The organism is Pseudofulvimonas gallinarii (assembly GCF_004343305.1).
In the GTDB taxonomy this organism is placed as follows: Bacteria; Pseudomonadota; Gammaproteobacteria; order Xanthomonadales; family UBA2363; genus Pseudofulvimonas; species Pseudofulvimonas gallinarii.
Genome location: NZ_SMAF01000007.1, coordinates 80,960 through 106,263, shown reverse-complemented (window position 1 = coordinate 106,263; position 25,304 = coordinate 80,960). Strand labels below are relative to the sequence as shown.

General features: G+C 70.2%; 24 protein-coding genes. 20 read left to right on the top strand and 4 right to left on the bottom strand.

The annotated features are described in order from the left end of the window. The first annotated feature begins 167 nt into the window (after positions 1-167). The 6 genes from EDC25_RS06785 (at position 168) to EDC25_RS06760 (ending at position 7,655) form a co-directional block, all read left to right on the top strand. A complete protein-coding gene (locus EDC25_RS06785) occupies positions 168-1,565 on the top strand; it encodes a choice-of-anchor D domain-containing protein (protein ID WP_132577342.1) in 1,398 nt (465 codons plus the stop codon). Next, positions 1,562-2,560 carry a hypothetical protein gene (locus EDC25_RS06780; RefSeq protein ID WP_123521383.1) on the top strand — a complete coding sequence of 333 codons (999 nt, stop codon included), beginning with the start codon at positions 1,562-1,564 and terminating at the stop codon, positions 2,558-2,560. The genes EDC25_RS06785 and EDC25_RS06780 overlap by 4 nt, the downstream gene beginning before the upstream one ends. Then, positions 2,557-3,972 carry a choice-of-anchor D domain-containing protein gene (locus EDC25_RS06775; RefSeq protein ID WP_123521384.1) on the top strand — a complete coding sequence of 472 codons (1,416 nt, stop codon included), beginning with the start codon at positions 2,557-2,559 and terminating at the stop codon, positions 3,970-3,972. Before EDC25_RS06780 ends, EDC25_RS06775 begins: the two co-directional genes overlap by 4 nt. A gap of 134 nt (positions 3,973-4,106) precedes the next feature. Next, positions 4,107-5,870, top strand: a complete 1,764-nt coding sequence (locus EDC25_RS06770) for a DUF885 domain-containing protein (RefSeq protein ID WP_123521385.1) — start codon at positions 4,107-4,109, stop codon at positions 5,868-5,870. A gap of 171 nt (positions 5,871-6,041) precedes the next feature. After that, the gene (locus EDC25_RS06765) at positions 6,042-6,974 is read left to right on the top strand and encodes a class I SAM-dependent methyltransferase (RefSeq protein ID WP_123521386.1); all 933 of its coding nucleotides are present in this window, start codon (positions 6,042-6,044) and stop codon (positions 6,972-6,974) included. Positions 6,975-7,025: 51 nt separating this feature from the next. Next, positions 7,026-7,655, top strand: a complete 630-nt coding sequence (locus EDC25_RS06760) for a pseudouridine synthase (protein WP_123521387.1) — start codon at positions 7,026-7,028, stop codon at positions 7,653-7,655. 56 nt (positions 7,656-7,711) lie between these two features. Here the strand turns inward: EDC25_RS06760 and arsC are convergent, their stop codons facing one another. Beyond that, complete coding sequence (gene arsC, locus EDC25_RS06755; protein WP_123521388.1) at positions 7,712-8,065, bottom strand: arsenate reductase (glutaredoxin); 354 nt, start codon at positions 8,063-8,065, stop codon at positions 7,712-7,714. A gap of 279 nt (positions 8,066-8,344) precedes the next feature. Here arsC and EDC25_RS14685 point away from each other — a divergent pair, with 279 nt between their 5' ends. Next, positions 8,345-8,491, top strand: a complete 147-nt coding sequence (locus EDC25_RS14685) for a hypothetical protein (protein ID WP_164483962.1) — start codon at positions 8,345-8,347, stop codon at positions 8,489-8,491. An 8-nt stretch (positions 8,492-8,499) separates the two neighbouring features. On the opposite strand, the gene EDC25_RS06750 is transcribed toward EDC25_RS14685, so the two are convergent. Beyond that, positions 8,500-9,045, bottom strand: coding sequence for a DUF3060 domain-containing protein (locus EDC25_RS06750; RefSeq protein WP_123521389.1), 546 nt, complete (start codon positions 9,043-9,045; stop codon positions 8,500-8,502). A 180-nt stretch (positions 9,046-9,225) separates the two neighbouring features. Between EDC25_RS06750 and EDC25_RS06745 the strand changes: the two genes are divergently transcribed. Both EDC25_RS06745 and EDC25_RS06740 read left to right on the top strand, forming a co-directional pair. Beyond that, the gene (locus EDC25_RS06745) at positions 9,226-10,143 is read left to right on the top strand and encodes a DMT family transporter (RefSeq protein ID WP_240639607.1); all 918 of its coding nucleotides are present in this window, start codon (positions 9,226-9,228) and stop codon (positions 10,141-10,143) included. After that, positions 10,140-10,661, top strand: a complete 522-nt coding sequence (locus EDC25_RS06740) for an adenine phosphoribosyltransferase (RefSeq protein ID WP_240639608.1) — start codon at positions 10,140-10,142, stop codon at positions 10,659-10,661. Before EDC25_RS06745 ends, EDC25_RS06740 begins: the two co-directional genes overlap by 4 nt. Before the next feature lie 21 nt (positions 10,662-10,682). On the opposite strand, the gene yihA is transcribed toward EDC25_RS06740, so the two are convergent. After that, positions 10,683-11,294 (bottom strand): ribosome biogenesis GTP-binding protein YihA/YsxC, encoded by a 612-nt coding sequence (gene yihA, locus EDC25_RS06735; protein ID WP_132577341.1) that lies wholly within the window; start codon positions 11,292-11,294, stop codon positions 10,683-10,685. 103 nt (positions 11,295-11,397) lie between these two features. Between yihA and EDC25_RS06730 the strand changes: the two genes are divergently transcribed. The 4 genes from EDC25_RS06730 to EDC25_RS06715 all read left to right on the top strand — a co-directional run bounded on the left by EDC25_RS06730 (position 11,398) and on the right by EDC25_RS06715 (position 14,384). Further along, a complete protein-coding gene (locus tag EDC25_RS06730; protein ID WP_123521392.1) occupies positions 11,398-12,195 on the top strand; it encodes a c-type cytochrome in 798 nt (265 codons plus the stop codon). 47 nt (positions 12,196-12,242) lie between these two features. Beyond that, the gene (locus EDC25_RS06725; RefSeq protein WP_123521393.1) at positions 12,243-12,872 is read left to right on the top strand and encodes a thiol:disulfide interchange protein DsbA/DsbL; all 630 of its coding nucleotides are present in this window, start codon (positions 12,243-12,245) and stop codon (positions 12,870-12,872) included. 91 nt (positions 12,873-12,963) lie between these two features. Continuing rightward, positions 12,964-13,734, top strand: coding sequence for an endonuclease/exonuclease/phosphatase family protein (locus EDC25_RS06720; RefSeq protein WP_377600579.1), 771 nt, complete (start codon positions 12,964-12,966; stop codon positions 13,732-13,734). Positions 13,735-13,736: 2 nt separating this feature from the next. After that, positions 13,737-14,384, top strand: coding sequence for a thiol:disulfide interchange protein DsbA/DsbL (locus EDC25_RS06715; RefSeq protein WP_123521395.1), 648 nt, complete (start codon positions 13,737-13,739; stop codon positions 14,382-14,384). Between the two features lie 50 nt (positions 14,385-14,434). On the opposite strand, the gene EDC25_RS06710 is transcribed toward EDC25_RS06715, so the two are convergent. Beyond that, positions 14,435-15,259 carry a sulfite exporter TauE/SafE family protein gene (locus EDC25_RS06710; protein ID WP_123521396.1) on the bottom strand — a complete coding sequence of 275 codons (825 nt, stop codon included), beginning with the start codon at positions 15,257-15,259 and terminating at the stop codon, positions 14,435-14,437. A 70-nt stretch (positions 15,260-15,329) separates the two neighbouring features. Between EDC25_RS06710 and EDC25_RS06705 the strand changes: the two genes are divergently transcribed. The 7 genes from EDC25_RS06705 (at position 15,330) to EDC25_RS06675 (ending at position 25,218) form a co-directional block, all read left to right on the top strand. Then, entirely contained in the window at positions 15,330-17,354 is a 2,025-nt protein-coding gene (locus EDC25_RS06705) for a transglycosylase SLT domain-containing protein (protein ID WP_164483963.1), read from the top strand. Then, the gene (locus tag EDC25_RS06700) at positions 17,351-18,292 is read left to right on the top strand and encodes a complex I NDUFA9 subunit family protein (RefSeq protein ID WP_123521398.1); all 942 of its coding nucleotides are present in this window, start codon (positions 17,351-17,353) and stop codon (positions 18,290-18,292) included. Before EDC25_RS06705 ends, EDC25_RS06700 begins: the two co-directional genes overlap by 4 nt. Position 18,293: 1 nt before the next feature. Beyond that, a complete protein-coding gene (locus tag EDC25_RS06695) occupies positions 18,294-19,571 on the top strand; it encodes a multifunctional CCA addition/repair protein (RefSeq protein ID WP_132577340.1) in 1,278 nt (425 codons plus the stop codon). Positions 19,572-19,664: 93 nt separating this feature from the next. Beyond that, positions 19,665-20,294: a ParA family protein gene (locus EDC25_RS06690; protein ID WP_132577339.1), complete on the top strand. Its 630-nt coding sequence runs from the start codon at positions 19,665-19,667 to the stop codon at positions 20,292-20,294. A gap of 390 nt (positions 20,295-20,684) precedes the next feature. Beyond that, the gene (locus EDC25_RS06685; protein WP_123521109.1) at positions 20,685-21,158 is read left to right on the top strand and encodes a SixA phosphatase family protein; all 474 of its coding nucleotides are present in this window, start codon (positions 20,685-20,687) and stop codon (positions 21,156-21,158) included. Positions 21,159-21,175: 17 nt separating this feature from the next. Beyond that, positions 21,176-22,915, top strand: coding sequence for a phospholipase D family protein (locus EDC25_RS06680; RefSeq protein ID WP_132577338.1), 1,740 nt, complete (start codon positions 21,176-21,178; stop codon positions 22,913-22,915). 86 nt (positions 22,916-23,001) lie between these two features. Further along, a complete protein-coding gene (locus tag EDC25_RS06675) occupies positions 23,002-25,218 on the top strand; it encodes a S9 family peptidase (RefSeq protein ID WP_243695105.1) in 2,217 nt (738 codons plus the stop codon). Positions 25,219-25,304: the final 86 nt, after the last annotated feature.

Genomic DNA, 25,304 nt, shown 5'->3' with positions numbered 1-25,304 from the left:
AATCCGCTCCGGATTGCCGTTGTTCCCATCCGGCACGGCGCCGACACTCCCTGACGACCGCACCCGCCGGTGCGTGTCCCCGACTGGTTGCAGGGCCGACTCGCATGGACGCGTCGGACGCTGCCGCCGACCGGGCGCAAGCCGTCTCACCCAGGGAGAGTCTCGACATGAAAACCGGAAAACCGATCGACGCGGAGGGGCGTCGATCCCGTCCGCCCAACCGGCGTGCCACCCGATGCGGTTGGCCACTCGCCGCCATCCTCGCCGCGCTGGCGCCGGCCGCCACCGCCACAGACCAGGGCGGACACCACTGGCCGGTCGGCGCCACCACCGGCGCGCCCGCCGGAAGTGAGGCCGGCCGCGGCGGCCTGCAGCTCTTCGCCGATCGCCAGGCCCTGCTCGACGCGGCCGCCGGCCTCGCGCTGACCGAGGAGGACTTCTCCGGCGGCTTCGTACCGTCCACAGGCGTCCGCGTCTGCTTCCAGGCGCTCGGCCACCGCTCCAACGATCCCTGTTTCCGGCCTGGCACGCTGGCGCCGGGTTTCGGCATCCGCGGCAGCCGCGGCAGCATCTTCGACGCCAACGCCCTTGACGTCGATGTCGTCGTGCTTGGTCGCGACCTGTTCGACATGCCGACGGAAGTCGTCGGCAACAACCTGCTCGACCTGCCGCGCAATCCGACGCGCATCGACTTCGACCCGCATCCCACCGTCGTCGGCATGGACGTGTATGACGCGACGCAGGGCCTGGAGGTCCGCATCGAGGCCTACGCCGAAGACGACACGCTGATCGGCGCCTTCGCTGTGCAACCGGCGGCGCTGAACATCGGCGCCTTCGCGGGCTTCATCAGCGACGTCCCGGTGCGCCGCGTCGAGGTCAACGCGATCAATGATGGCAGCGGCGAGATGATCGGCCGCCTGCTCTTCGGTGGCGGCGCTGGACGTCTCGCCGCGGCGCAGGACCGCGTCGATCTCGGCGCCGTCCCGCAGGGCGGCGCCGCGCATGCGGTCGCCCGTTTCAGCAATGCCGGCCATCTGCCGTTGCCGGTGGCGCTTCAGCTGCCGCCGGCCCCGTTCGCCCTGCTCGACGACGATTGCAGCGGCGGCACGCTGGCCGCCGGTGACAGCTGCGACGTGCTGGTGATGCTGGACAGCGATGCCCGCGGCGTGCATGTCGACCACTGGCAACCGGCACCGGGCGTGTCGGTGGAACTGGCGGCGCAGGTGTTGCCGTCGCGCCTGGTGACCGCACCCGGCCATCTCGACTTCGGTGCCGTTTCCAGCGGCGCCACCTCGGCGACGCAGACGGTCGTCGTCCGCAACGCGACCGCCGTCGCCATACAGACCGGCTTGTCTGTCGCGGTGCCGGCGCCGTTCGTGCGCACCGGCGGCAGTTGTCCGTCCGCGGGCATTGACCTGGCGCCTGGCGAAGCCTGCACGCTGGACATCGCCTTCAATCCGCTGGTTGCCGGTGAATTCGACGCCGACCTGGCGCTGTTCCACGCCGACGGCCAGGGCGACGGCATCACGCTGGCGGGTCGCGCCACCCAGGGAGGTGCCCCATGAGCCGCACGGACCACGTACTTCGGACCGCCATGCTGGCCGCGTTCGTCGCCTCGCCTGCCCTCGTCCTGGCCGCAGGCATCACCCCGCTGCAGCGCGCCGACGTCGGGCGGATGGCCGCGCAGGGCTCGATGACCTTCGTCAGCGAGGACTTCGAGCGCAGCATGGCGCGCTTCCTCGATCCGATGGAATTCGCCGCCTGCATCGAACCGGTGAGCAGCCGGTCCGATGACGCCTGCTTCGCGCCCGGCGATCTTGCCGACGGCTTTTCGATCCACTCGACGCATGGCCATGGCGTGCTCTCCATGGGCAGGGACATCATCCAGTTCCCGTCGCTGACGATCGGCGCCTGGCCCTACCGCCTCTCGCCTTCATCGCTGAACTACACCCGCGTCGAGTTCGAGCACGGGCCAACGGTCGTTGCCGCGGATGTGTTCGGCTTCGGGCTGGCCAACGGCAGCGCCAACGGCAGCGCGGCACCGGTCACCGTCGAAGCCTTCGATGAAGCCAACAACAGCCTGGGCAGCTTCGTCGTCATGCCGCCCGCCTTCAACCAGCCGGCGTTTGCCGGTTTCAGTTCAGAGGTGCCGATCGCGGCGGTCGAGTTCGGCACGCGCGAGCTGGGTGCGGGCGCGCAGATCGACAACCTGCTGTTCGGGGGCATGGCCCAGGCACCCCGGTTTTCGACTGACAGGCTGCGCTTCGGCGCACAGGCGATCGGGCAACCGGGCGAACAGGCCGTGGAAATCGTGAATCCGGGCGACCGGCCATGGCAGCTCGACGCGGCCGTCGTGCACGGCGAGGGCTATGCGCTGGCCGACGATGGCTGCAGCGGTGCACCGCTGCCGGCACGCGGCACCTGCACGATCCGCATCGCGTTCGCACCCGCCTGGGCCGACACGTTCTTCGGACGCCTGCAGGTGTCCGGCGAATTCAGCCCGGCACCGCTGGTTCTTTCCATCCACGGCATCGGCAGTGTTGAGGAGGCGACGCCATGAGCGGCAGGACAATGGGATTCATGGCGCTGGCCCGCAAGCTGGCGCAGGCAGCCGCTGTGCTCGTTCTCGGGGGTGCCGGCGCGTTCGCCCAGCCGGCCGGCGGTCCGTGGCAGCAGTGGGCGGCGGCATCGCCGCTGCACACCGCACAGCCGCCAGCGACGCCAACGGGCGGCAACGTGCTGCAGATGTTCGCGACCTATGCGCAGTTCCAGGCGGCGACCGCGCACATAGCGCTGACGCACGAGGATTTCTCCTCACGCGGCATGGGTACGGCCTCGCCCTGCTGGGAGCCCGTCAACAGCGAAATGGGCCAGCCCGGCGCCGCATTCCTTGCGCCGGTGTGCTTCGAGCCGGGCCAGGTCAAACGCGGCTTCAGCATCCGCAGCAATCTCGATGTCGGCGCCCATGGCTACGGCCTGATGGCGTTCGCCGCGCCCATCGGCGGCCTGCAGACCAACGTCGTCGGCGCGATCTCGCCGGCGACCATCACCTACGTCGATTTCGATGACGGGCCGGTCGCCGTCGCCATGCAGGCCTTCGACTGGCAGGCCGGTTCGCCGCTGACCTTCACCGTGACTGGACGCGACAACCAGGTCCTCGGCAGCTTCATGCTGTCCGGCAAGGTGCCCTCGGAAGGCGTGTTCGCCGGCTTCATCAGTCCCGTGCCGGTGCAGCGCGTCGAGGTGCGCAGCCTGTCCGGCGTCACGCAGATGATCGGCAACCTGCGTTTCGGCGGCCATGCGGGCGGATACAGGCCGGCGACGGCGGCCCTGCATTTCGGCGCGGTCGCCGCGGGCGGCAACGGGCAGGCGATCCTCCGGCTGGCGCAGACCGGCGACCTGCCTGTGGCCATCGACCCGTTGCCGGCGCCGCCGGCGCCGTTCGCCGTTGTCGATGACGGCTGCTCGGGCGAAACGCTGGCCGTCGGCGGGGACTGCGACATCGTCGTCGGCTTTTCCCCGGCCCTGGTCCAGGCCCATCGCGCGATCTGGGTGCTGCCGGCCATCGATACGGCGGGCGACGACGAAGCCGGCGTGGTGCTGACCGGTCGCGGCGCCTTGCCCCGCCTTCATGTCGAAACGCCGGTGCTCGACTTCGGCGGCGTTGAAGTCGGCCAACCGGCAACGGCGACGCTGGTGCTGCGCAACGTCGAGCCGCTGCCGCTGGCGGTGCAGGGCATCGGCGCGGTGGTGGCCCCGTTCGCCGCCGTCGCCGGCGCGGACGCCTGCGCCGCCCCGCCGTTCGTCCTGCAACCCGGCGAAAGCTGTGCCTTGCACTGGCAGGTCACGCCGGCACAGGACGGCGAGCAGCGGGCACGGGTGCTGGTCAGCACTGACGATCCCTCGTCGCCGCGGCGGATCCTGCTGCGGGCGGTGGCCGGCGACGTCCTCTTCGCCGACGGCTTCGAGTAAGACCGCTCGCCACGACGGGCTGCGCACAACGCGGAGCCCGTCGCTCAAACGGAGCAAGCCACCGCGCCGGGTGGACTGGGACCGGATGGCGCGGCGCTAGACTGGCGGGAACGACTGTCCGAACGGAATCCGCCATGCGCCTGCTGCTGCAACTCGTCATCCCGATTCTGCTGCTTGCGTCGCCCCTGCCCGTCGTCGCCAGTGACGCATCCGAGGCGGCGGCGCGCTTCAAGGCGCTCTACGAGCGCGACTGGGCGTTCCGCCAGGAAGACTCGCCCGGTGCCGGCGATGCACCCGCCAGGCGCTGGCCCGATGTCTCACCGGCGGCGCAGGCGCGACGCCTTGAGCACTGGACGGCGGTACGCGCCGAACTCGACGGCATCGATCCAGCCGGCCTCGACGCCGCCGAGCGCATCAACTACGTCATCTTCCGCGACCAGATCGACGACCGCCTCGCCGGCCTGCGTTACCGCGACTGGCAGATGCCGATGAACAGCGATTCCAGCTTCTTCGCCGGCGTGGCGATGATGCCGGACCGGACGCGCCTGGACAGCCGCGAAAAGGCCGACGCCTATCTCGCCCGCCTTGCCGACATTCCGCGCTATTTCGACCAGCAGATCGCCAACATGCGTGCCGGGATCAAGGAAGGCCGGACGATCCCGCGCGTGGTGATGCAGGGTCGTGACGAGGCCGCCGCCGGCCATGCCGATGTCGCCAATGCCGAGGACAGCGTGTTCTGGCGCCCGCTGACGCGGTTGCCGCATGCGTGGAGCGAAGCGGACCGCGCCGCCGTGCAGGACAGGGCGCGCGGCCTGATCGTCGAAGCGGTGGTGCCGGCCTATGGCCGCGTGCGCGACTTCCTGCGCGACGAGTACATCCCGGCGGCGCGCGAGACCATCGCCGCGCACGACCTGCCGGAGGGCGAGGGTTACTACCGCAGCCAGATCCGGGAATACACGACGCTGGACCTGTCGGCCGACGAGATCCATCGCATCGGACTCGACGAGGTCGCACGCATCCGCGCCGAGATGGACGCCATCATCGAGCGCGTCGGTTTCGACGGCGACTTCGCCGCGTTCCTGGCCTTCCTGCGCACCGAGCCGCGCTTCTACGCGAAGACGCCCGACCAGCTGCTCACGCACGCCCGCGAGATCTCCAAGCGCATCGATGCCGAACTGCCGCGCTACTTCGGCAAGCTGCCGCGCCGCACCTATGGCGTGGCGCCGGTGCCGGCCGCCATCGCGCCGTTCTATACCGCCGGCCGCTATGCCGGCGCGCCCGCCGGCAGCAACGAGCCGGGCTGGTACTGGGTCAACACCTGGAACCTGCCGGCGCGTCCGCTGTATGCGCTGCCGGCGCTGACCCTGCACGAAGCCGTGCCCGGCCATCACCTGCAGGCCGCGCTGGCGGAAGAGCAGGGCGAGCAGCCGCCGTTCCGCCGCCACGCCTACATCTCCGCCTTCGGCGAAGGCTGGGGCCTGTACGCCGAATGGCTGGGCAAGGAAATGGGCATCTACCGTACGCCCTACGAGGACTTCGGCAGACTGACCTACGAGATGTGGCGTGCCTGCCGCCTCGTGGTCGATACCGGCATGCACGCCAAGGGCTGGACGCGCGACCGCGCGCTGGCCTTCATGCGCGACAACACGGCGCTGTCCGAGCACGAGATCACCACCGAGATCGACCGCTACATCTCCTGGCCGGCACAGGCGCTGGCCTACAAGCTCGGCGAAATCCGCCTGCGCGAATGGCGCGCGCGTGCCGAGGCGACGCTGGGCGAGCGCTTCGACGTCCGCGATTTCCACGACACCATCCTGGCGCTGGGATCGGTGCCGCTGTCGGTGCTGGACGACACCATGACGGCATGGATCGAGGGCCGGCAGGCGAAGGCGGACTGAGCGCGGCCGCGATCGCATGGGTGCACCGGCGACGGATGCGCCTGCGCAGGCGTGGGAAAGCCGCGTGGCCCGTGCACGCCGTCGTGCAGCGGCGGGCCATGACTGGCGGCGGTTTCGGCGCCATGACGCTGTGCTAGCCTTCCGGGCTGTTCCCATTCCGAGGACCTGGTCATGACCGTCTCCCTGCGCTCCCTGCTGTCGCTGGCCATCGTCGCCGCGCTGGCAGGCTGCAACAGCTCCCAATCGCCCGCACCGGCACCGGCACCGGCACCCGAGCCGCAGGCCGCACCGGCATCCGCTGTCGTCGAACAGCCGGCCGCCGATCCGCTTTCGGCCGCGCTGTCCGGTGCCCACCGCAGCGACGAGAACCGCGCCCGTGATGCCTGGCGGCACCCGCAGGAAACGCTGGCCTTCTTCGGCTTCAGGCCGGACCTGACCGTGGTCGAAGTCACGCCCGGTGGCGGCTGGTACACCGAAGTGCTGGCGCCGGCGCTGCGCGGCAGCGGCCGTCTGGTCGCCGCCGTGATTGATCCGGCCTCCGCCGCCAACGAGCGTTCGCGCGACTACTACACGCGCGGCAACGAGGCCTTCCGCGCCAAGCTCGACGCCAACCCGGAGGTCTATGACCAGGTCGTCGTCACGCCGTTCTCGATGAGCGAGCCGGTGTTCGGCGAACCGGGCAGCGTCGATCTGGTGCTGACCTTCCGCAACGTGCATAACTGGGTCGGCGCCGGCGCGGCACCGGGCATGTTCAAGGGCTTCTATGACGCACTGCGTCCGGGTGGCGTGCTTGGCGTGGTCGAACACCGCGCGCAGCCGGGTTCGAAGGCGGCCGAAGACGCCGGCTCCGGTTACATGACCGAGGACGCCATCATCGCTCTGGCCACCGCCGCCGGGTTCGAGCTGGCCGGCAAGAGCGAAGTCAACGCCAATCCCGCCGACAGCACCGACCACCCGAACGGGGTGTGGACGCTGGCGCCTTCGCTGCGGGTTCCGGAAGGCGAGGATGCGGAAAAGTACAAGGCGATCGGCGAGTCCGACCGCATGACGCTGCGCTTCGTCAAGCCGCGCGCCGACGAGATCAAGCGCACCAGCATGGACTGATCCCTGCCCGGCGCGCGGTGGCGGCGACGCCCCGCGCGCCCTGAGCGCGCCGTGATCGTCCTGTTCAACAAGCCCTATGGCGTGCTCTGCCAGTTCACCGATGGCCAGGGTCGGCCGACCCTGGCGGACTGGATCCCCTGGCCCGGCGTCTATGCCGCCGGGCGGCTCGACCTGGATTCGGAAGGCCTGCTGCTGCTCACCGACGACGGCAGTCTGGCGCACCGGCTCACCGATCCGCGCCACAAGCGCGCCAAGACCTACGTCGTGCAGGTCGAAGGCGAAGCCATCGAGACGACCGTCCAGCCCCTGCGCGACGGCGTCATGCTGCGCGACGGGCCGACGCTTCCGGCCCGGGTTGAAGTTCTGCCCGGGCCACCGGACTGGTTGTGGCCACGTGATCCGCCGGTGCGTTACCGCGCGGCCATTCCCACCAGCTGGTTGCGGATCTCGCTGCATGAAGGTCGCAATCGCCAGGTGCGGCGCATGACCGCAGCCGTCGGGCTGCCGACGCTGCGGCTGATCCGCACCTCGCTGGGCGGACACACCCTGGAACAGCTGTCGCCCGGTGAGCACCGGGTCATCGACGCCACGCCGGCGAAGCCTTCAACAGCGCCGGCGAGGAAACCCGCGCGTCGCGGTGCGGGACGCAACGCCTTTCGCCGCGCCGGTCGGCAACGCTGACGTCCGGCGTTTCCAGAACCGTACCGGCAGCGCCGGATCCGCTGCGTGGCCGAACATCAGTCGTCCAGCAGCTCGAGCACGCGTTCGGGCGGACGACCGATCACCGCCCGCGAGTCGCTGACCGCCAGCGGCCGCTCGATCAGGATGGGATGGGCGACCATGGCGGCGACGAGACGGTCTTCGTCGAGGCTTTCATCGGCCAGCCCCAGTTCGCCGTAAAGCGCTTCACCCGTCCTGAGCAGCGCGCGTGCCGGCAAGCCGAGCTTGCGCAGCACTTCGCGCAACTGCGTCGCGTCGGGCGGCGTCTTCTGGTAATCGACGATCCGGGGCGCGTGGCCACGTTCTTCCAGCAGGGCCAGTGCGCCGCGCGATTTCGAACAGCGCGGGTTGTGCCAGAGGGTGATCTTCATGCGATTCGTCCGCTTGAAACGGGCGGCCCAGCATAGCGCCCGGGCGAACGTCTTCCGATCCCATCCCGCGCCCGGAGCTCCCAGTGCGAGAACGCGGCTTCATGTCCCTGCGTGATGCTGCAGCCGCTGTCGATCCGCGTCCGGCGGTCAGCGTCATGGGTGGCGCGCTGGCTCGGCGTCGACCGGATGCGGGCCAGCGTGCAAGACCGGGTGGCGGCGCGATCGGCCGCCGACCACGGCTGAGGCCGGCGCGCATATGCATCGAGCGGCTGCCTGGGCATGGATGGCGTTGGCCTGCCGCGCTTCGACCAGGCACTGGCCGGCATGGACGCCAGCGATTTCGTCGAACGCATCCGGGGTGCGCGGCCCCTCCGCCCGCAGGTGATGCGCGTCGAGGCGACCCCGTGCGGGGCGCGCGCCGCGTGAAGCTGCGCTCAGTCACCTTCGTCCCGGGCGTCGGCCAGCGCGCGCACGCTGTTGCGACCCCCCAGTTCCAGGGCATTCGGTCGCGTGCTGGTGAAGCCCCGCTGCCAGCGCACATCGTTGTCGCGACCTTCGATGCGGATGTCGTCGACGACCTCGATGGTCACCTGGTTGCCGTGGCCGACGATGCTCAGGCCGAGGCAGTCTCCGGTGATGTCCACCGTGTTGCGGTGTCCGACCAGTTCGACCCGTTCGCCGATGTCGCAGGCGTAGCCCAGGCTCTGGTCGTCGCCGGCGAGCTGCGCGCCGGTGGCATCGACCGCGGGCGTTTCGCTGCGCTTGCGACGACCGATCTGGAATTGCGGCTGTTCACGGTCGAAGGCATCCCGGCTGCTCATCACCGCTTCGCCCGAAGCGCGGCTGGGCAGCGCCTCGGCAGGATCGCGCAGGGTGCGCGGCGGCGCCTCGTCCGGGTCCTGGGCGGAAACCGGCAGGCACAGCAGGAGGGCGAGAACGGGCGACAGGCGCAGGGAACAGGACAGTGCGGGGCGAGGCATGGGCGGACTCCTTGAGTGGGAGGATCGGGAGCGTCTCCGGCAGACACCGCTGCGCTGCAGCCTTCCGTCGCAGCCGCCGCGCGCGGCAAGCAGCCTTGCGTCATCATGCGCGCTCGTCACACGGGCCGCCAGCCGCGTTGTGCGCGCAGTCACACACTTTCCTGTTCGCGGGCCCTGTCAATGAGCAACCGTTTAGCCGCCGTCATGCTGGCGGCCGGCGCCTCCCTGATCAGCCTCACCGGCATCCTGGTCCGTTTCGCGGACGTGCCGGCGACGGTGTCCGCGTTCTGGCGGATGCTGTTTGGCGGCGGCATCCTGGCGCTGGCGCTGCTGCCGGCGGGTGTCTGGCGACGCGTGCGGCGCAGCGACTGGCTGTGGATGCTGCTGCCGGCGGCGGGCATGGCCGCCGACCTCGCGCTCTGGCACCGGAGCATCCACGGCATCGGTCCCGGGCTGGCGACCCTGCTGACGAACTTCCAGGTGTTCTTCATGGCGCTGGCGGGCGTGCTGTTCTATCGCGAACGCCTGGGACCGCGCTTCCTTGCCGGCGCCGTGCTGGCCTTCGGCGGCACGTGGCTGCTGGTCGGGGCCGACTGGTCGGCGTTCGCGCCGGCGTACCGCACCGGGGTCTGGCTGGGCCTGCTCAGCGGCGTCGCCTACACCGTGTATCTGCTTGGATTCCGTGAAGCGCAGCGCCGTCGGCGGCCGGCACTGGATGCCGGTGCCTGGCTGGCGGTCAACTCGCTGCTGTGCGCGCTGCTGCTTGCTGGCCTGGCGCTGGCGGAAGGTGCGCCGCTGGGCATACCCGACCCGCGCTCGCTGGTCGCGCTGCTGTCGCTGGGCCTGGTCGGCCAGTGCCTGGGCTGGATGCTGATCGTGCGCGCGATGCCGCAGTTGCCGGCGTCGCTGGTCGGTCTGTTGCTGCTGCTGCAGCCGGCGCTGGCGTTCGTGCTCGACGTGCTGCTGTTCGAGCGCGCGACGCGTGCCGGCGAATGGCTCGGACTGGCGCTCGCCCTGGCCGGCATTTTCGTCGGCAGTGTCCGTCTGGGCCTCGGCAAGGCACACTCCGCAGCCGACTCCGAAGGTCCGCAACCGTGACGACAGCCTTTTCCCGACTGATCCGCGATGTTCCCGACTTCCCCAGGCCCGGCATCCTGTTCAAGGACATCACGCCTGTCCTGGCCGACGCCAGCGGATTCGCCGAGGCCATCTCCGCGATGGCGGAACCGTGGCGGCATGCCGGCGTGGAGCGGGTGGCCGGCATCGAAGCCCGTGGATTCATCCTCGGTGCGGCACTCGCGCGCGAACTGGACGCAGGATTCGTGCCCATCCGCAAGCCGGGAAAGCTGCCGGCGGAGACCTTTGCCGCCGACTACGGGCTGGAATATGGCAGCGACCGGCTGGAGATCCATACCGACGCTTTCCAGCCCGGCAGCCGCGTGCTGGTCGTCGACGACGTCCTGGCAACCGGCGGCACGCTGGTGGCGGCCCTGGGCCTGGTCGAGCGCCTGCAGGCCCAGGTCGTCGGTGCCGCCGTGCTCATCGAACTCACCGCCCTGCAGGGTCGTGCGCGCTGGACGGCCGCCGCGCCGCTGCGTGCGACGCTCCGGTACTGAAGCCGCTTTCGCGGCGCCGGTTCAGGCCGGCGGCTCGCCCTCGTACAGCCAGGCGGCCAGTTCGGCGCGCAGGCCGTCGATGTCCATCGGCCGCGTCGCCGAGAACAGGCGCACGGCGGCGCGCTGTCCGTGCTCGGCCAGTGCCGCCCGGACCTGGCGCAGGCTGGACTGCTGCTCGCTGCGGCTGAGTTTGTCCGCCTTGGTCAGCAGGCACAGGGCCGGGAGGCCGCGCTGGCCGCAGGCTTCCAGCATCTGCCAGTCGCTGTCCTTCAGCGGATGCCGGCTGTCCATGATCAGCACCAGCCCCACCAGCGCGCCGCGGTGCTGGAAATAGCGCTCCATTTCCTGGCCCCAGTGCTCGCGCACGGCCATCGGCACCTGGGCATAGCCGTAGCCGGGCAGGTCGACGAGGCGGTGTTCGTCGTCCAGGGTGAACACCACCAGCTGCTGGGTACGGCCTGGCGTGCGCGATGTGCGGGCGAGGCCACCGATATTGGTCAGCGCATTGATGGCGCTGGATTTGCCGGCATTGGAGCGTCCGACGAAGGCCAGTTCACGGCCGACATCGGGGCCCATGTCGCCCATTCGCGGGGCGCTCAGCGCGAAGCGCGCGCGGTTGAAGGGGTTTTTCATGCGCCCATGATAGGGGCTGGCAAGGCCGGCCGGTCATGACGTCGGCGCCCATCCCCGCTAGAATCGCCGTCTTGCCCGATTATTCGTCCGGAGTTCTGTGTCCATGAGCAAGCGGCTGATCGCCCTCGCTGGCCTCGTTTCCTTCACGGCGTTCGCCGCCGAGGCGCCCCTGGTGGGCGACCCGCAGGCGGGTTCCAGCAAGGCCGCCACCTGTGCCGCCTGCCACGGCATGGACGGCAATTCGACGATGCCGAACTGGCCGAAACTGGCCGGCCAGCACAGTGACTACGTCAGCCGCCAGACGCGCCTGATCCGCGACGGCGGCCGAGAAGTGTTCGAGATGATGCCGTTCGTCCAGGACCTCACGGACCAGGACATCGCCGACATCGCCGCCTATTTCGCCACCCAGACCGGCCGTGCCGGCGTGGCCGATGACAGCCCGGTGGTCGGTCGCGACGATGGCGTCACCTATGCCGCGCTCGGCGAGAAGCTCTATCGCTCCGGCAAGATGGAACAGGGTGTGCCGGCCTGCATCGCCTGCCATGGCGCCGCCGGTCGTGGCGTTCCGGGTTCCGGCTATCCCTCGCTGGCCGGCCAGCATGCCACCTATACCGCGGCACGCCTGCGCTTCTTCGAGTCCGGCGGCCACTACGACGGCGAGACCGATCCGAGCACGGTGATGTCGACCATCGCCGGACGCCTGGAAAGTAGCGAGATCGACGCGCTGGCGACCTATATCGAAGGCCTGCACCGCGCCCCGCGCGGCCCGCAGCCGGCGGTGCGTGCCGCTGCCGCGCCGGCGCAAGCCGCACCCGCCGTCGAAGCCGAGGCGGAAGCCGGCGAGGCGGGTGAGGCCGAGCCCGCCGAGGCTGAATCCGCCGACACCGTCCCGGGAACCTGAGCCCAGGGACACGGTCCGTCGTCGACTCCATCGCAGGAAACACGCCCATGTTCGTTCGCGTTGCCGCAGCCGCCCTCGCCCTGATCGCCCCGGTCGCTGCCGGCGCCCAGTCGCTCTACAACGAAGGCCAGCACTACCGCCGCATCGATCCGCCGGTGCCGACGCAGGCCGCGGAGGGCAAGGTCGAGGTCGTCGAGATGTTCTCGTACGCCTGTGTCCATTGCGCGAACTTCGAGCCGTTCATCACCTCCTGGAAGGCCTCGCTGCCCGAGCACGTCGAGTTCCGCCCGATCCCTGCCGTGTTCAACGCGACCTGGGAAGCGCTGGCGCGCACGTACCACGCCCTGTCCGAGATGGGTGCGCTGGAGCGGTTGCACGGCGAGCTCTTCAAGGCCATTCACCAGGAGCGCAAGCCGCTGGGCAACCTGGAGGCGATTGCCGATTTCGTCGCCGGCAAGGGCGTCGATCGCGCCGCCTTCCTGGCCGCCGCGCAGTCCGAGCAGACAACCGCGCGCATCCAGCGCGAGCGCGAACTGGCGATGAGCTACCGCATCGAAGGCACGCCGAGCATGGTCGTCAACGGCAAGTACCTGGTCAGTGCCGGTGCCGCCGGCTTCCAGGGCATGCTGCAGGTGGTCGACTATCTCGTCACCCTCGAGACGCCCGCGAAGCGCTGACCGCGGCGCGGCCATGGCGTCGGTCAGGCCCGGGTCTTCCTCCACGCCGCCGTCGTCTCGCGACCCGGCCGGGGGCGGACGCGACATCCGGCTGCTGAGTTTCAACATCCAGGCTGGCGCGCACTTCGAGCGCTACCGGCACTACGTGACGCGCCCGTGGCGCCATGTGCTTCCGCATGGTGCCCGCCGTCGCAACCTCGACAAGCTGGCGACGCTGGTGGCGGATTTCGACATCGTCGCCCTGCAGGAAGCCGATGCCGGCAGCCTGCGTTCGGGTTTCCAGAACCAGATCGAGTTCCTTGCCGACGGCGCCGGCTTCGGCTGGTTCAGCATCCAGACCAACCGCCGCATCGGTGGCATCACCCACACCTGCAATGCGCTGCTGATGCGCCAGAAGCCGTCCGAAGTGCGCGACTACGCGCTGCCCGGCACGCTGCCCGGCCGGGGTGCGCTGTGGGCGCGTTTCGGCGAGGACGAGAACAGCCTGCTGGTGGTCGTCGTGCACCTTTCACTGGGTCCCCGCGCCCGCGCGCGGCAGATCGACTTCCTGTGCTCGATCATCGACGGCCACCGCAACGTCGTCGTGATGGGCGACTTCAACTGCCCGGCGACTGCGCCGGAGATGCTGCGCCTGTACGACGACACGCCGCTGGCACCGCCGAGCGCATCGCCGGCAACCTTTCCCAGCTGGGCGCCGGTGCGTGGCATCGACCACATCCTGCTGTCCGACAGCCTGCAACCGGTGCATTGCGACGCACCGACCGTCGGGCTGTCCGATCACCTGCCGCTGGCGATGACGGCGCGCATGCCGCCCGACTGCAGCTGGGCCCCTGTTTTTCCCGATTCCGAAACGGAGACTTGAACATGATTCCGCGCCTGCTCTTCATCACCCTGGTCACCGGCCTGCTCGCCGCCTGCGGCGGAAAGTCGGAAAGCGCAAGCGCTTCGTCGACGGGCGCCAGCGGCGGCACCTATCGCGAAGGCGTGCACTACGAGCGCCTGGCGACGCCGATCGCCGGCGCCGCCGACAACGAGGTCGTCGAGGTGTTCTCGTACGCTTGCCCGGCCTGCGCGCAGTTCCAGCCGGAAATCGATGCCTGGAAGCGCGAGCGCGGCAATGCCATCGTGCTGCGCTATGAGCCGGCGGAGTTCCATCCGGCCTGGCAGCCGTTCAATCGTGCCTTCCACGCCATGCGCAAGATCGGCGCCCTGGGTCGTGGCCATCGCGCCCTGTTCGAAGGCCTGTACCGGGGCGGACAGCCGGCGCAGACCATCGACCAGATCGCAGACCTGCTCGCCGGCGCCGGCATCGACCGCGAATCGTTCATGACGGCGGCGACGTCGCCCGAGGTCGAGGCGGCCATGGAAAGCAGCCGCAACTACGTGAAGCTGGCCGCGGTCGGCTCGACGCCGACGCTGGTGGTCGCCGGCCGCTATCGCGTGCAGCGCAACCAGCCGGACGCCAGCAAGCCGACCGCCGTCGCCGACTGGCTGATCGCCAACAAGCCCTGAGCTCCGGCGCAGGCGGTGCCGTCCTGAAGGCGCCGTACCGCCTGCCGCGCTCACCGCAGCGCTGCGATCGCCATCATCGCGGCGATCACCAGCAGAAACACCGCGAAGACTTGGCGCAGCCGTTGTGGCGGCAGGTGGTGGGCAAGGCGTGCGCCCAGGGGCGCCGTCAGCACGCTGGCCGCCGCGATGGTGAGCGCCGCCGGCAGCTGGACGTAGCCCCAGGTGCCCGGCGGCAACGCCACTGACGGTTCATGCGGCGAGAAGACGTAGCCGGTCACCGAGGCCAGCGCGATCACCACGCCGCAGGCCGCAGAGGTGGCCACCGCCTGCACCGGCAGCACGCCGCGCCACACCAGCAGCGGCACGGTCATCGAGCCACCGCCGATGCCGACCACCGCGGACACCGCGCCGATCACCAGGCCGGCAGCGGCCAGCAGGGCGCGCCCGACGTCGTGCACATGCGTCGTGGCGGGACGGCTGCGACCCCAGGCCAGCTGAGCGGCGCTGAGCAGGCAATAGACGGACACGAACGCCGCCAGCAGCCAGCCCGGCAGCCACGTCGCCAGCACCGCGCCAGCCAGCCCGCCCAGCACCAGTCCCGGCGCCAGCCACGCCACCAGCGGCCAGCGGATGCCGCCGCGGCGCCAGTGCGCGCGCGTCGAGGACATCGACGTGAACACGATGCCGGCCAGCGCCGTCGCCAGCGCGACCTGCATCAGCACGGGTTCGGGAATGCCCTGGGCCGGCAGCAGCCAGACCAGCGCCGCGACCACGATCAGGCCGCCGCCGATGCCGAGCAGGCCGGCGAGGAAGCCGGCGGCGGCGCCCAGGGCGAGGAAGGTCGTGATGTCGAACAGCGAAAGGGCGTAGGGCATCGGCGGATTATCGACGATGCACGGCGGAAACCGGCTTCGCCTTCACGCGCACTGGGTTAGACTGGAAAAAATGAACACACGCCTTGTCTTCCTGCTCTGCGGCGCCCTGCTTGCCGTCGATGCCTCCAAGCCGCTGCGCGCGCAGGATCCGTTGCCTGCCCAGCGTCGCGAATTCCTTGCCGCCGCGGTCTCGCTGGCGGCCGGACGCCAGGCGGACTACGAGGCGCGCCGACAGCATCTCGACGACTACGTGCTGGCGCCCTACCTCGACTACGCATTGCTGCGCCGCGACCTGCGCACGCTCGATGCCCGACGCGCGCGCGAATTCCTCGATCGCGAATCCGCGACCCAGCTCGGCCGCCAGTTCCGCATTGAATGGCTGGCCGAACTGGCGCGCCGCGAGGACTGGAACACCTTCCTGCAGTTCGATCCGGGCGACGACAGCCCCGGCACGACACTGCGCTGCCAGCGCCTGCGCGCGCGCCTGGGCACCGGTGTCGCCGAGCAGGAACTGCGCAGCGAGATCCTCGCCATCTGGCCGACCGGCAAAAGCCTCCCCGATGCCTGCGATCCGGCACTGGCGGTCGCGCGCAAACACGGCTGGCTGGACACCCGGGCGCTGTGGGAGCGGCTGCGGCTGGCCGTTGATGCCGGTGACGCCGGCCTGACCACGCACCTGGCGCGTCAGCTGCCGGCCGGCGACGAGCGCACGCATGGCGAACGCCTGGCGCGCGCGCTGTCGGACCCGAAGGCCACGCTGGCCGCCGCGGCGACGTGGCCCGACACCGCGGCGAACCGCGAGGCCGCTGCACTGGCGTTGCGCCGCTTCGCCAAACCCGATGTGGTCGCCGCCATCGGCCAGTGGCATGGCCTTGAGCGCCGTTTCGATTTCGACGCCACGCAACGCGCCGCCATCCTGCGCGAACTGGCGCTGTATGCCGCCGTCGCCTACCGCACCGATGCCGAAGACTGGTTCCAGCGCGTCCCCGCCGACGTCCGCGACCAGCAGCTCGCCGACTGGCAGCTGCGCGCGGCGCTGGCACGGCAGGCCTGGAGCGATGTGCGCGACGTCGCCAACGGGCTGCCACGGCCGCTGGCCGACAGCGCACGTCCGCGTTACTGGCGCGCCCGGGCGCTGCAGGAACTGGGCGACCGGCAGGCCGCGCACGATGCCTTCGCGGCACTGTCCACCGAATCCAATTTCCACGGCTTCCTGGCCGCCGACCGTTCCAACCAGCCCTACTCCATCTGTCCCCAGGAGGTCGCGGCCGATCCGCAGCGCGCGGCGCAGCTGCGCCGGCGCACGGACCTGGCGCGGGCGCTGGAACTGCACCGGGTCGGCTGGCGCAGTGAAGCGGCCCGCGCCTGGGACCACGATGTCGCGAAGCTGTCGGAGGCCGATCGCGACCAGGCGCTGATCCTGGCCGCCGAACAGGGCTGGCATGACCGCGCCGTGTTCGCCCTCAACAGCGGCGATCACCTGCGCAAGTACGGCCTGCGCTTCCCGGTGGCGCAGCGCGAGCAGGTCGAACGCGACGCGCTCGACAACGGCATCGACCCGGCCTGGGTGTTCGCCCTGATCCGCGCCGAGAGCGCCTGGCAGCCGGACGCGCGCTCGCATGCCGACGCACACGGCCTGATGCAGCTGCTGCCCGGCACGGCCAGGTCCATGGCGCAGCAGCTCGGCGTGACCTGGACCGGCACTTCCAGCCTGTACCAGCCGGAATTCAACATCCGGCTGGGCACCCGATACCTGTCGCAGCAGGCCTCGCGCTTCGGCAACAGCCCGTGGCTGGCCAGCGCCGCCTACAACGCCGGCCCGGCGCCGGTGCAACGCTGGCTCTCGCAACGCTCCGACCGGCCCGCCGACGTCTTCATCGAAACCATCCCGTATCACGAGACGCGTGAATACGTCGCCCGCGTGCTCGCCTTCAGCGTGATCTACGACTGGCGCCTGCACGGCAAGGTGCGGCCGCTGTCCAGCCGCCTGCCCGACCCGGGCCAGCCCTATGCCGGCGTGCCGGCACCGGATCGCCCGGTGGTCTGTGCGGCACCGGCGCTGGCCTCCGCGCCTTCGCCCGGGAGGCAGCCATGAACGGGCCGGTGGTCGTCCTCGGCGGAACCGGCTTCGTCGGCCGCCGGCTGGTCGCGACGCTGGTCGGGCGCGGGCTGCGCGTGCGCGTTCCCAGTCGCAATCCGAACCTGCATCGCGACCTGCGCCTGCTGCCCGGCGTCGAAGTGCCGGGCGTCGATCCGTATTCGACGGCCGGACTGGATGCGGCCTTCGCCGGAGCCGGTGCCGTCGTCAACCTGATCGGCATCCTCAACGAGCGTGGCTACAGCGGCAAGGGCTTCCAGAAGGCGCATGTCGACCTGACGCGGGACGTGATCGCCGCCTCCAGGCGCGCCGGCGTGCAGCGCCTGGTGCAGATGAGCGCACTGCGTGCCGGCGAAGGCGAGAGTCACTACCTGCGCACACGCGGTGAAGCCGAAACGCTGGTCCGGCAGAGCGGCCTGGCCTGGACCATCGTCCGCCCGAGCGTGGTCTTCGGCCGCGGCGATGGCCTCTACACGCGCTTCGCCCGCCTGCTGCGCCTGCTGCCGATGCTGCCGCTGGCGCGTGCGCAGGCGAAGTTCGCGCCGGTGTTCGTCGATGATGTCGCCGAGGCGATCACGCGCTGCCTGCTGCAGCCACCGACGGCCGGGGAAACCTTCGAGCTGTTCGGGCCGGAAGTGATGAGCCTGCGCCGCATCGTCGAGGACACCGCGCGCTGGACCGGGCGCCGGCGCTGGATCATCGGCCTGCCGGACGCGCTGGGCTGGTTGCAGGCGCAGTTCGGCGACCTGCTGCCGGGCAAGCCGATCTCCAGCGACAACTTCCGCTCGCTGAAACTGGATTCGGTGGGCACGCGCGATGGCCTGGCCGTCCTCGGCATCGTGCCGACGCCAGTCGCGGCGATCGTGCCCGACCTGCTCGCCGGCGGGCGCCACCAGTCGCGGCTGGACCGCTGCCGCGGTGACACCCTGCGCTGACATGGCCGAAGCGCAGCCGGCCCTGCCGTTTCCAACCGCCGGGTCCTTTGCCACCTACCGCGTCGGCGGCGCCGTGCGCGACCGCCTGCTCGGCCGCGCGCCGGGTGACGAGGACTTCGTCGTCGTCGGCGCCAGCCAGGCGGCAATGCACGCGCTCGGCTTCCGTGCCGTCGGACGCGACTTCCCGGTGTTCCTGCACCCGCAGACGCATGCCGAATACGCGCTGGCACGGACGGAACGCAAGTCCGGCCGCGGCTATCGCGGATTTGTCGTCGATGCCGACCCCTCGGTGACGCTGGAGGACGACCTGCGCCGCCGCGACCTGACCATCAATGCCATCGCCGAAGACGCGCAGGGCCGGATCATCGATCCGTTCGGCGGCCGCGCCGACCTCCAGGCCCGGGTGCTGCGCCATGTCTCGCCGGCGTTCGTCGAGGACCCGGTCCGGGTCCTGCGCATCGCCCGTTTCGCGGCGCGCTTCGCTGGCCTGGGCTTCACCGTCGCGCCGGAAACGCAGGTGCTGATGCGCGCCATGGTCGCCGATGGCGAACTCGACCACCTGGTGCCGGAACGGGTCTGGGCGGAGATGGAACGCGCGCTCGGCGAAGCGACGCCCTCGGCGTTCCTGCGCGTGCTGCGCGACTGCGGGGCGCTGGCCGTGCTGCTGCCGGAGGTCGACCGCCTCTATGGCGTGCCGCAGCGCGCCGAATACCATCCGGAAGTGGATACCGGTCGCCACCAGGAGCTGGTCAGCGACATGGCCGCGCAACTGGCGCCCGGCGACAGCGTGGTCGGTTACGCCGCCCTGCTGCACGACCTCGGCAAGGGCGCCACCGACCCTTCGCTGCTGCCCTCGCATATCGGCCACGAGCACGCCGGCGTGCCGCTGGTCGATGCGGTGAACGCCCGGCTGAAGGTGTCGCGCGAGCATGGCGACCTGGCCCGTCTGGTCTGCCGCCACCACCTGGAATGCCACCGCGCCCTGGAGCTGCGGCCGACGACGATCGTCGACCTGCTGGGTCGCCTCGATGCGTTCCGCCGGCCGGAGCGCTTCCGCCGCTTCCTGCTGGCCTGTGAAGCCGACAAGCGCGGCCGCGAGGGTTTCCGTGACCACGCCTATCCGCAGGCGCAGCGCCTGGCCCGCGCGCTGGAGGCGGCGAGCGCGGTCGATGCGCGAGCGTTGGCCGGGCCCGGCCTCGACGGCCCCGCCATCGCCGACCGCGTGCGCTCCGCGCGCGTGGCCGCGGTTGCCGCCCTGGCCCACGCCGGGGCGCGCTGAATCCGGCCGTGCCGGCCCGGCCGCCGGCCGGTCCGGCTCGACATCCCGCCCCCGTGCGGCATAATCGCCGGGAATTCGCACGCGGGAGGGGCCATGAAACGGGTATTCCTCGCCAACAGCAAGGGTGGCGCCGGCAAGAGCACCTTGACCGTCAACTTGGCCGTGGCACTCGCCAACCGCAACAAGCGCGTGCTGCTGGCGGACTGCGATCCACAGCTGTCCACGGCCGCCTGGTGCGAACGACGGCCTGGCGACGCCGCGCCGCTGGAATGGGTGGTGCTGCGCCGGATCAAGCGCCTGGAGGCGTTCCAGCCCCCCGCCGGGATCGATTACCTGCTGGTCGATACGCCCGCGGGCATGGATGCCGACGATCTCGGCAAGCTGCTGGCGAAGGGCGACCGGGTGGTCGTGCCCGTCCTGCCGTCGGTGATCGACCTGGATGCCACCGAGCGCTTCCTCGCCGATTTGGCGGCGCTGCCGCTGGTGGCCTCCGGCCGTGTCGAGGTCGGGCTGGTGCTCAACCGCGTGCGTTCCGACACGGTTTCCGCCCGCACCGCCGTCGAACGCCTGTCCAGTCAGCCTTTCCCGCTGCTCGCCCAGATCCGTGACACCCAGGCCTACCTGCTCAGCGCCACCATGGGCAAGGGGCTGTTCGACTACCACAGCCAGGTCGCCCAGGAACGCCAGCAGGATTACCGGAAACTGTTGCGCTGGCTGGCCTGAGGCGCGCACGGCACGGGCTGCGGGCGGCCTGAGCCACCGGCCTGGTGGCCTGGTCGAAGCGCGGACCAGGCGGTCCATCCTGCCAACGGCATCGTCGCGCAAGGCCGGGTTACCTCCATCTGCGGCGCGGGTGGCGCGTGTGGTCCCGTCCGGGTGGGGATGTCTGCGTCGTACCTGTATCATCGCCGCCCTGACGCATTGCAGCGCAGGCGGGAAAACACCCTTCCGGTCGACCTGGGCGCGGTCCGGACCCGGTCCCGGAACGTCCCCGGAAACGGCGGCGGTGCCGTGCCGGATTGTCAACACTTGTGCGGCCCGGTTGCGCCGGAATGCCCGGTATGCGCTACTAGCCGCCCTTTACAACCCTGACGACCGCCTGCGGGCAGAGTTATGGCCCTACAGCTCGAGCTCATCCGACACGCCGACGCCCGGAACAAGGATCCGGGTGGCAGCGACATCGAACGCGAACTTTCGCCGCTGGGGCAGCGCCAGGTGCTGATCCTGGGCGAGCGGCTGCGCGATCGCGGCACCTTTCCGGACCGCGTCTGGTGTTCGCCGGCCGCGCGGACGCGGGCGACCCTCGGCGCCCTTGGCTACGACTTCACCAGCCGCGCCGTCGACGAGCCGCGGCTGTACGAAGCCGACCTGGAGACGCTGCTCGACCTGATCGCGGAGGTCCAGCAGCTTGCCGGCCACGCCGTCCTGATTGGGCACAATCCCGGACTGCAGGACCTGCTGGTCTACCTGACCGGTCCACGCGCACCGGCCATGATGACCTGCGCCCACGCCCGCCTCACCATCCCGGACCGCCCGGCGCGCCCCTTGCGCGGCAGCGGCCGCCTGCTCGACCACTGGGCGCCCTGAGTTTCGTGGACGTGCCCGTGCGACGCCTCCTGCTGGCGGCGTCGATGCTCATCGTGCTTGCCGGCTGTGCCCTGGGTCCCGCCAGGCGGGCCCAGGTCGATGCCCGTGTGAGCGAAGCCCACGCGCAGAGCCGCGACTGTGGCGATGGCCAGCACTGCCAGGCGATGCCGTCGCCCTTCCATGCGCTGATGGACGCCGACGACGGCAGGCACCGCGTGCTCATCCTCAACCGCGGCGCCGACGCGCTGCGCCTGCGCCTGCACCTGGTCCGCGCCGCGCGCGAAAGCATCGACGTCCAGACCTTCATCTTCCAGGACGACGCCAGCTCCGAAGTGCTGATCGGCGAACTGCTGGCGGCGGCGCGCCGCGGCGTGCGCGTGCGCGTGCTCGTTGACCAGCTCTTCTCGTTCAACCAGGTCGACCGCCTGGCACAGCTGGCGCTGGCGCATCCCAACTTCCAGCTACGCTATTTCAATCCGACGTTCCGCGAAGCACGAACGCAGGCCTGGGAATACCTGGCCAGCGGACTGTGCTGTTTCCGCCGCTTCAACCAGCGCATGCACAACAAGCTGTTCGCCATCGACGGCCGGCTGGCGATCATCGGCGGCCGCAATTACCGCGACAGCTACTACGACCTCAAAGCGGACTTCGCCTACTACGATCGCGAAGTCCTGGTGCTCGGGCCGGCCACCGCCGACATGCTGGGTTCCTTCGAACGCTTCTGGCGGCATCGCCACGCGTCGCGTGTCGCGCACCTGGCCGACGTAGGCCGCACCCTGCTGCGCGGCGACGAAGGCGACGGCGCGCTGGCCCACCTGCCCGATCCGGCATCGCCGGTCGCCGCGCGGCTGCGCGGACTCGTTGCCGATGCCAACGACGTGGAGCTGGTGCAGGCCCGCTTCATCGCGCCAATGCGCACGGTCGAAAAGCTGCGTTTCGTCGCCGACCTGCCTTCCAAGATCGGTTCGCGCCGTCCGGAAGCCAATGCCGCCAGCCTCGCCATCCGCGAGCTGTTCACGGGTGCGCAGAAGGAAGTCCTGCTGCAGACGCCCTACCTGGTGCTGGATCGCACTTCGCGGGAGCTGTTCCGGCAGCACCAGCTCGACCATCCGGACATGCGCGTGCGCGTGTCGACGAACAGCCTGGCGGCCACCGACGCCTATCCGGTGTACGCGCTGTCCTACAAATACAAGAAGCGCTACCTGCGCGAGCTCGGCTTCCAGATCTACGAGATGCGCCCGGACCCGGCGCACTGGCCGCGGATCATCGAGGCCGAAGACCCGGGACAGCCGCCCCGCGTCAGCCTGCACGGCAAGAGCGCCGTCGTCGACCGCCGCATCGCCCTGGTCGGCACGCACAACTTCGACCCGCGTTCCGACCGTTTCAACACCGAAGCGGCGGTGATCATCGAGGACACCGGCTTCGCCGCCGAACTGGCGCAGCTGATCGAACGTGACATGGAGCCGGCGAACAGCTGGATCATCGCCCCGCGCGAACGCGGCCCGATGCCGGTTTACTGGCTCAGCCGCACGCTGGAGAACATTTCCTCGGCGCTGCCGGTGTTCGACCTGTGGCCATTCCGCTATGCGAGCAGCTTCCAGCCGGTGGAGGGCTGTCCGCCACTGGCACGCGAGCATCCGGATTTCTACCGCTGCCATGAAGACGTCGGTGATTTCCCCGGCGTCGAAAATGTCCTGGCGCGCATCCGGGCGCGCCTGGTGGCCGCTTTCGGCGCACCGATGGTGCCGATCCTCTGAGTCGCGGCGCACCGGCGAGCGGACCCCTTGAGACTGCGCGGCGAACGCGTCAGGCTGCAAAGGTCTGATCCACACCGGAATCCGCCATGCGCCTCCTGCTTGCCGCCATGACCCTCGGCCTGTCGCTGTCCGCCACCGCCGCGGAACTCACCATTGAACGGCTGTTCGCCGATCCACCGCTGGCCGGCCCCAGCCTGCGTGGCCTGAAGGTGGCGCCCGATGGCAGCCGCGTCACCTTCCTGCGCGGCCGCGAAGACGACCAGAACCGCCAGGACCTTTGGGAATACCACCTGGAATCGGGTGAAACCCGGCGTCTGGTCGATGCCGACGCCCTCTCCGGCGCCGCCGAGCTCTCGGCCGGGGAGGCCGCGCGCCGCGAGCGCCTGCGCATCGCAGCCCTCAGCGGCATCGTCGACTACGGCTGGGCACCGGACGGCAGCGCACTGCTGTTTCCGCTTGACGGATCGCTCTATCACTACCCGCTGCCGGACGGCCCGGCACGCAAGCTCGCCGATGCCGGCGACGGCTTCGTCACCGACGCCTTCATCGCGCCCGACGGCCGCCACGTCGCCTTCGTGCGCAACCAGAACCTGCACGTGGCCACCATCGCCGACGGCCGCATCCGCGCCCTGACGGAAGACGGTGGTGGACCGGTCAGCAATGCGGTCGCCGAGTTCATCGCCCAGGAGGAAATGGACCGGCACCGCGGCTACTGGTGGTCGCCGGACGGTACGCGCATCGCCTACGTGCGCGTCGACGAGGCACGCGTGCCGATGCAGCGCCGCTTCGAGATCCAGGCCGGTTCGGTCGACATCATCGAACAGCGCTATCCGGCGGCTGGCGGGAACAATGCCGATGTCCGCCTGGGCGTCATTGCCGTCGATGACCCGGCGCCGTCCACCACCTGGATCGACCTTGGACCGAGCACCGACATCTACCTCGCCCGCGTGAACTGGCGTGCCGACGGCGGCGCCGTCTGGTTCCAGCGCCAGAGCCGCGACCAGCGCCGCCTGGAACTCATCGAGGCCGTTCCCGGTGACGGCCGCCAGCGCGTCCTGCTCACGGAAACGGCCGACACCTGGGTCAACCTGCACGACGACCTGCGTCCGCTGCGCGACGGCCGTTTCCTGTGGTCGTCCGAGCGCGACGGCTTCCGGCACCTGTACGTGCACGACGCCGATGGTGGCCGCCAGCGCCAGCTGACGCGCGGCGAATGGGTCGTCGACGGCGTGCTCGCAGTGGACGAGGACGCCGGCCAGGTCTGGTTCCGCGGCAACCGCGAGGATGCGCTGGGCGCGCAGGTGTACCGCGTGCCACTGGCCGGCGGCGACGTCGTCCGGGTCAGCGACGAGGCCTTCATGCATTCGCCGGTGTTCGCCGACAACGCCGCGATCTACGTCGACATCGCCAGCAATCCCTCGCAGCCACCGCGGGTGAGCCTCCACGGCAACGATGGCAGCGAGCGCGCGGTGCTGCTCGCCAATGCCCTCGACGACAGCCATCCCTACGCGCCCTACCTGGATGGCCACAGCCTGCCGGAATTCGGCACGCTGACCGCGGAAGATGGCCAGGCGCTGCATTACCAGCTGTACAAGCCGCAGGGCTTCGAGACCGGCAAGCGCTATCCGGTGTTCGTGCACTACTACGGCGGACCGCACGTGCAGCTGGTCAACAAGGGCTGGGGCGACCACTTCGTGCAGTACATGACGCGCCAGGGCTACGTCGTGTTCCGCCTCGACAACCGCGGCATGTACCGCCGCGGAAAGAAGTTCGAGGACGCCATCCACCGCCACATGGGCGAAGCCGAGGCGCGCGACCAGCGCGTCGGCATCGACTGGCTGCGCACGCAGCCGTTCGTCGATCCGCAGCGCATCGGCGTGTTCGGCTGGAGCTACGGCGGCTACATGACGCTGATGCTGCTGGCCAAGCATTCGGATGTCATCGCCGCCGGTGCCGCGGTGGCGCCGGTGACCGACTGGCGGCTCTACGACACGCACTACACCGAACGCTACCTCGACCATCCGGCCCGCAATGCGGAGGGCTACGATCGCAGCGCGCTGTGGCCGTACCTCGACGGCCTGACCTCGCGGCTGCTGCTGGTGCACGGCATGGCCGACGACAACGTGCTCTTCAGCCACTCCACCGAGCTGATGAACCGCCTGCAGAGGAACGGCACCCAGTTCGAGCTGATGACCTATCCGGGTGGCAAGCACGGCCTGTCGTCGCCGTGGATGCGCACGCACGTTTACCGCGCGATCGCCGACTTCTTCCACCGCCACGTCCGCGACCGCCGGCTCGACTGAGCTCCCGCAGCCATGCCGGACGGGGTGACGTTGCCGAATCCGTGGCTGGCGCTGCCTGGCAGGGCGCCCTTCGTGTTGCCCCAGGA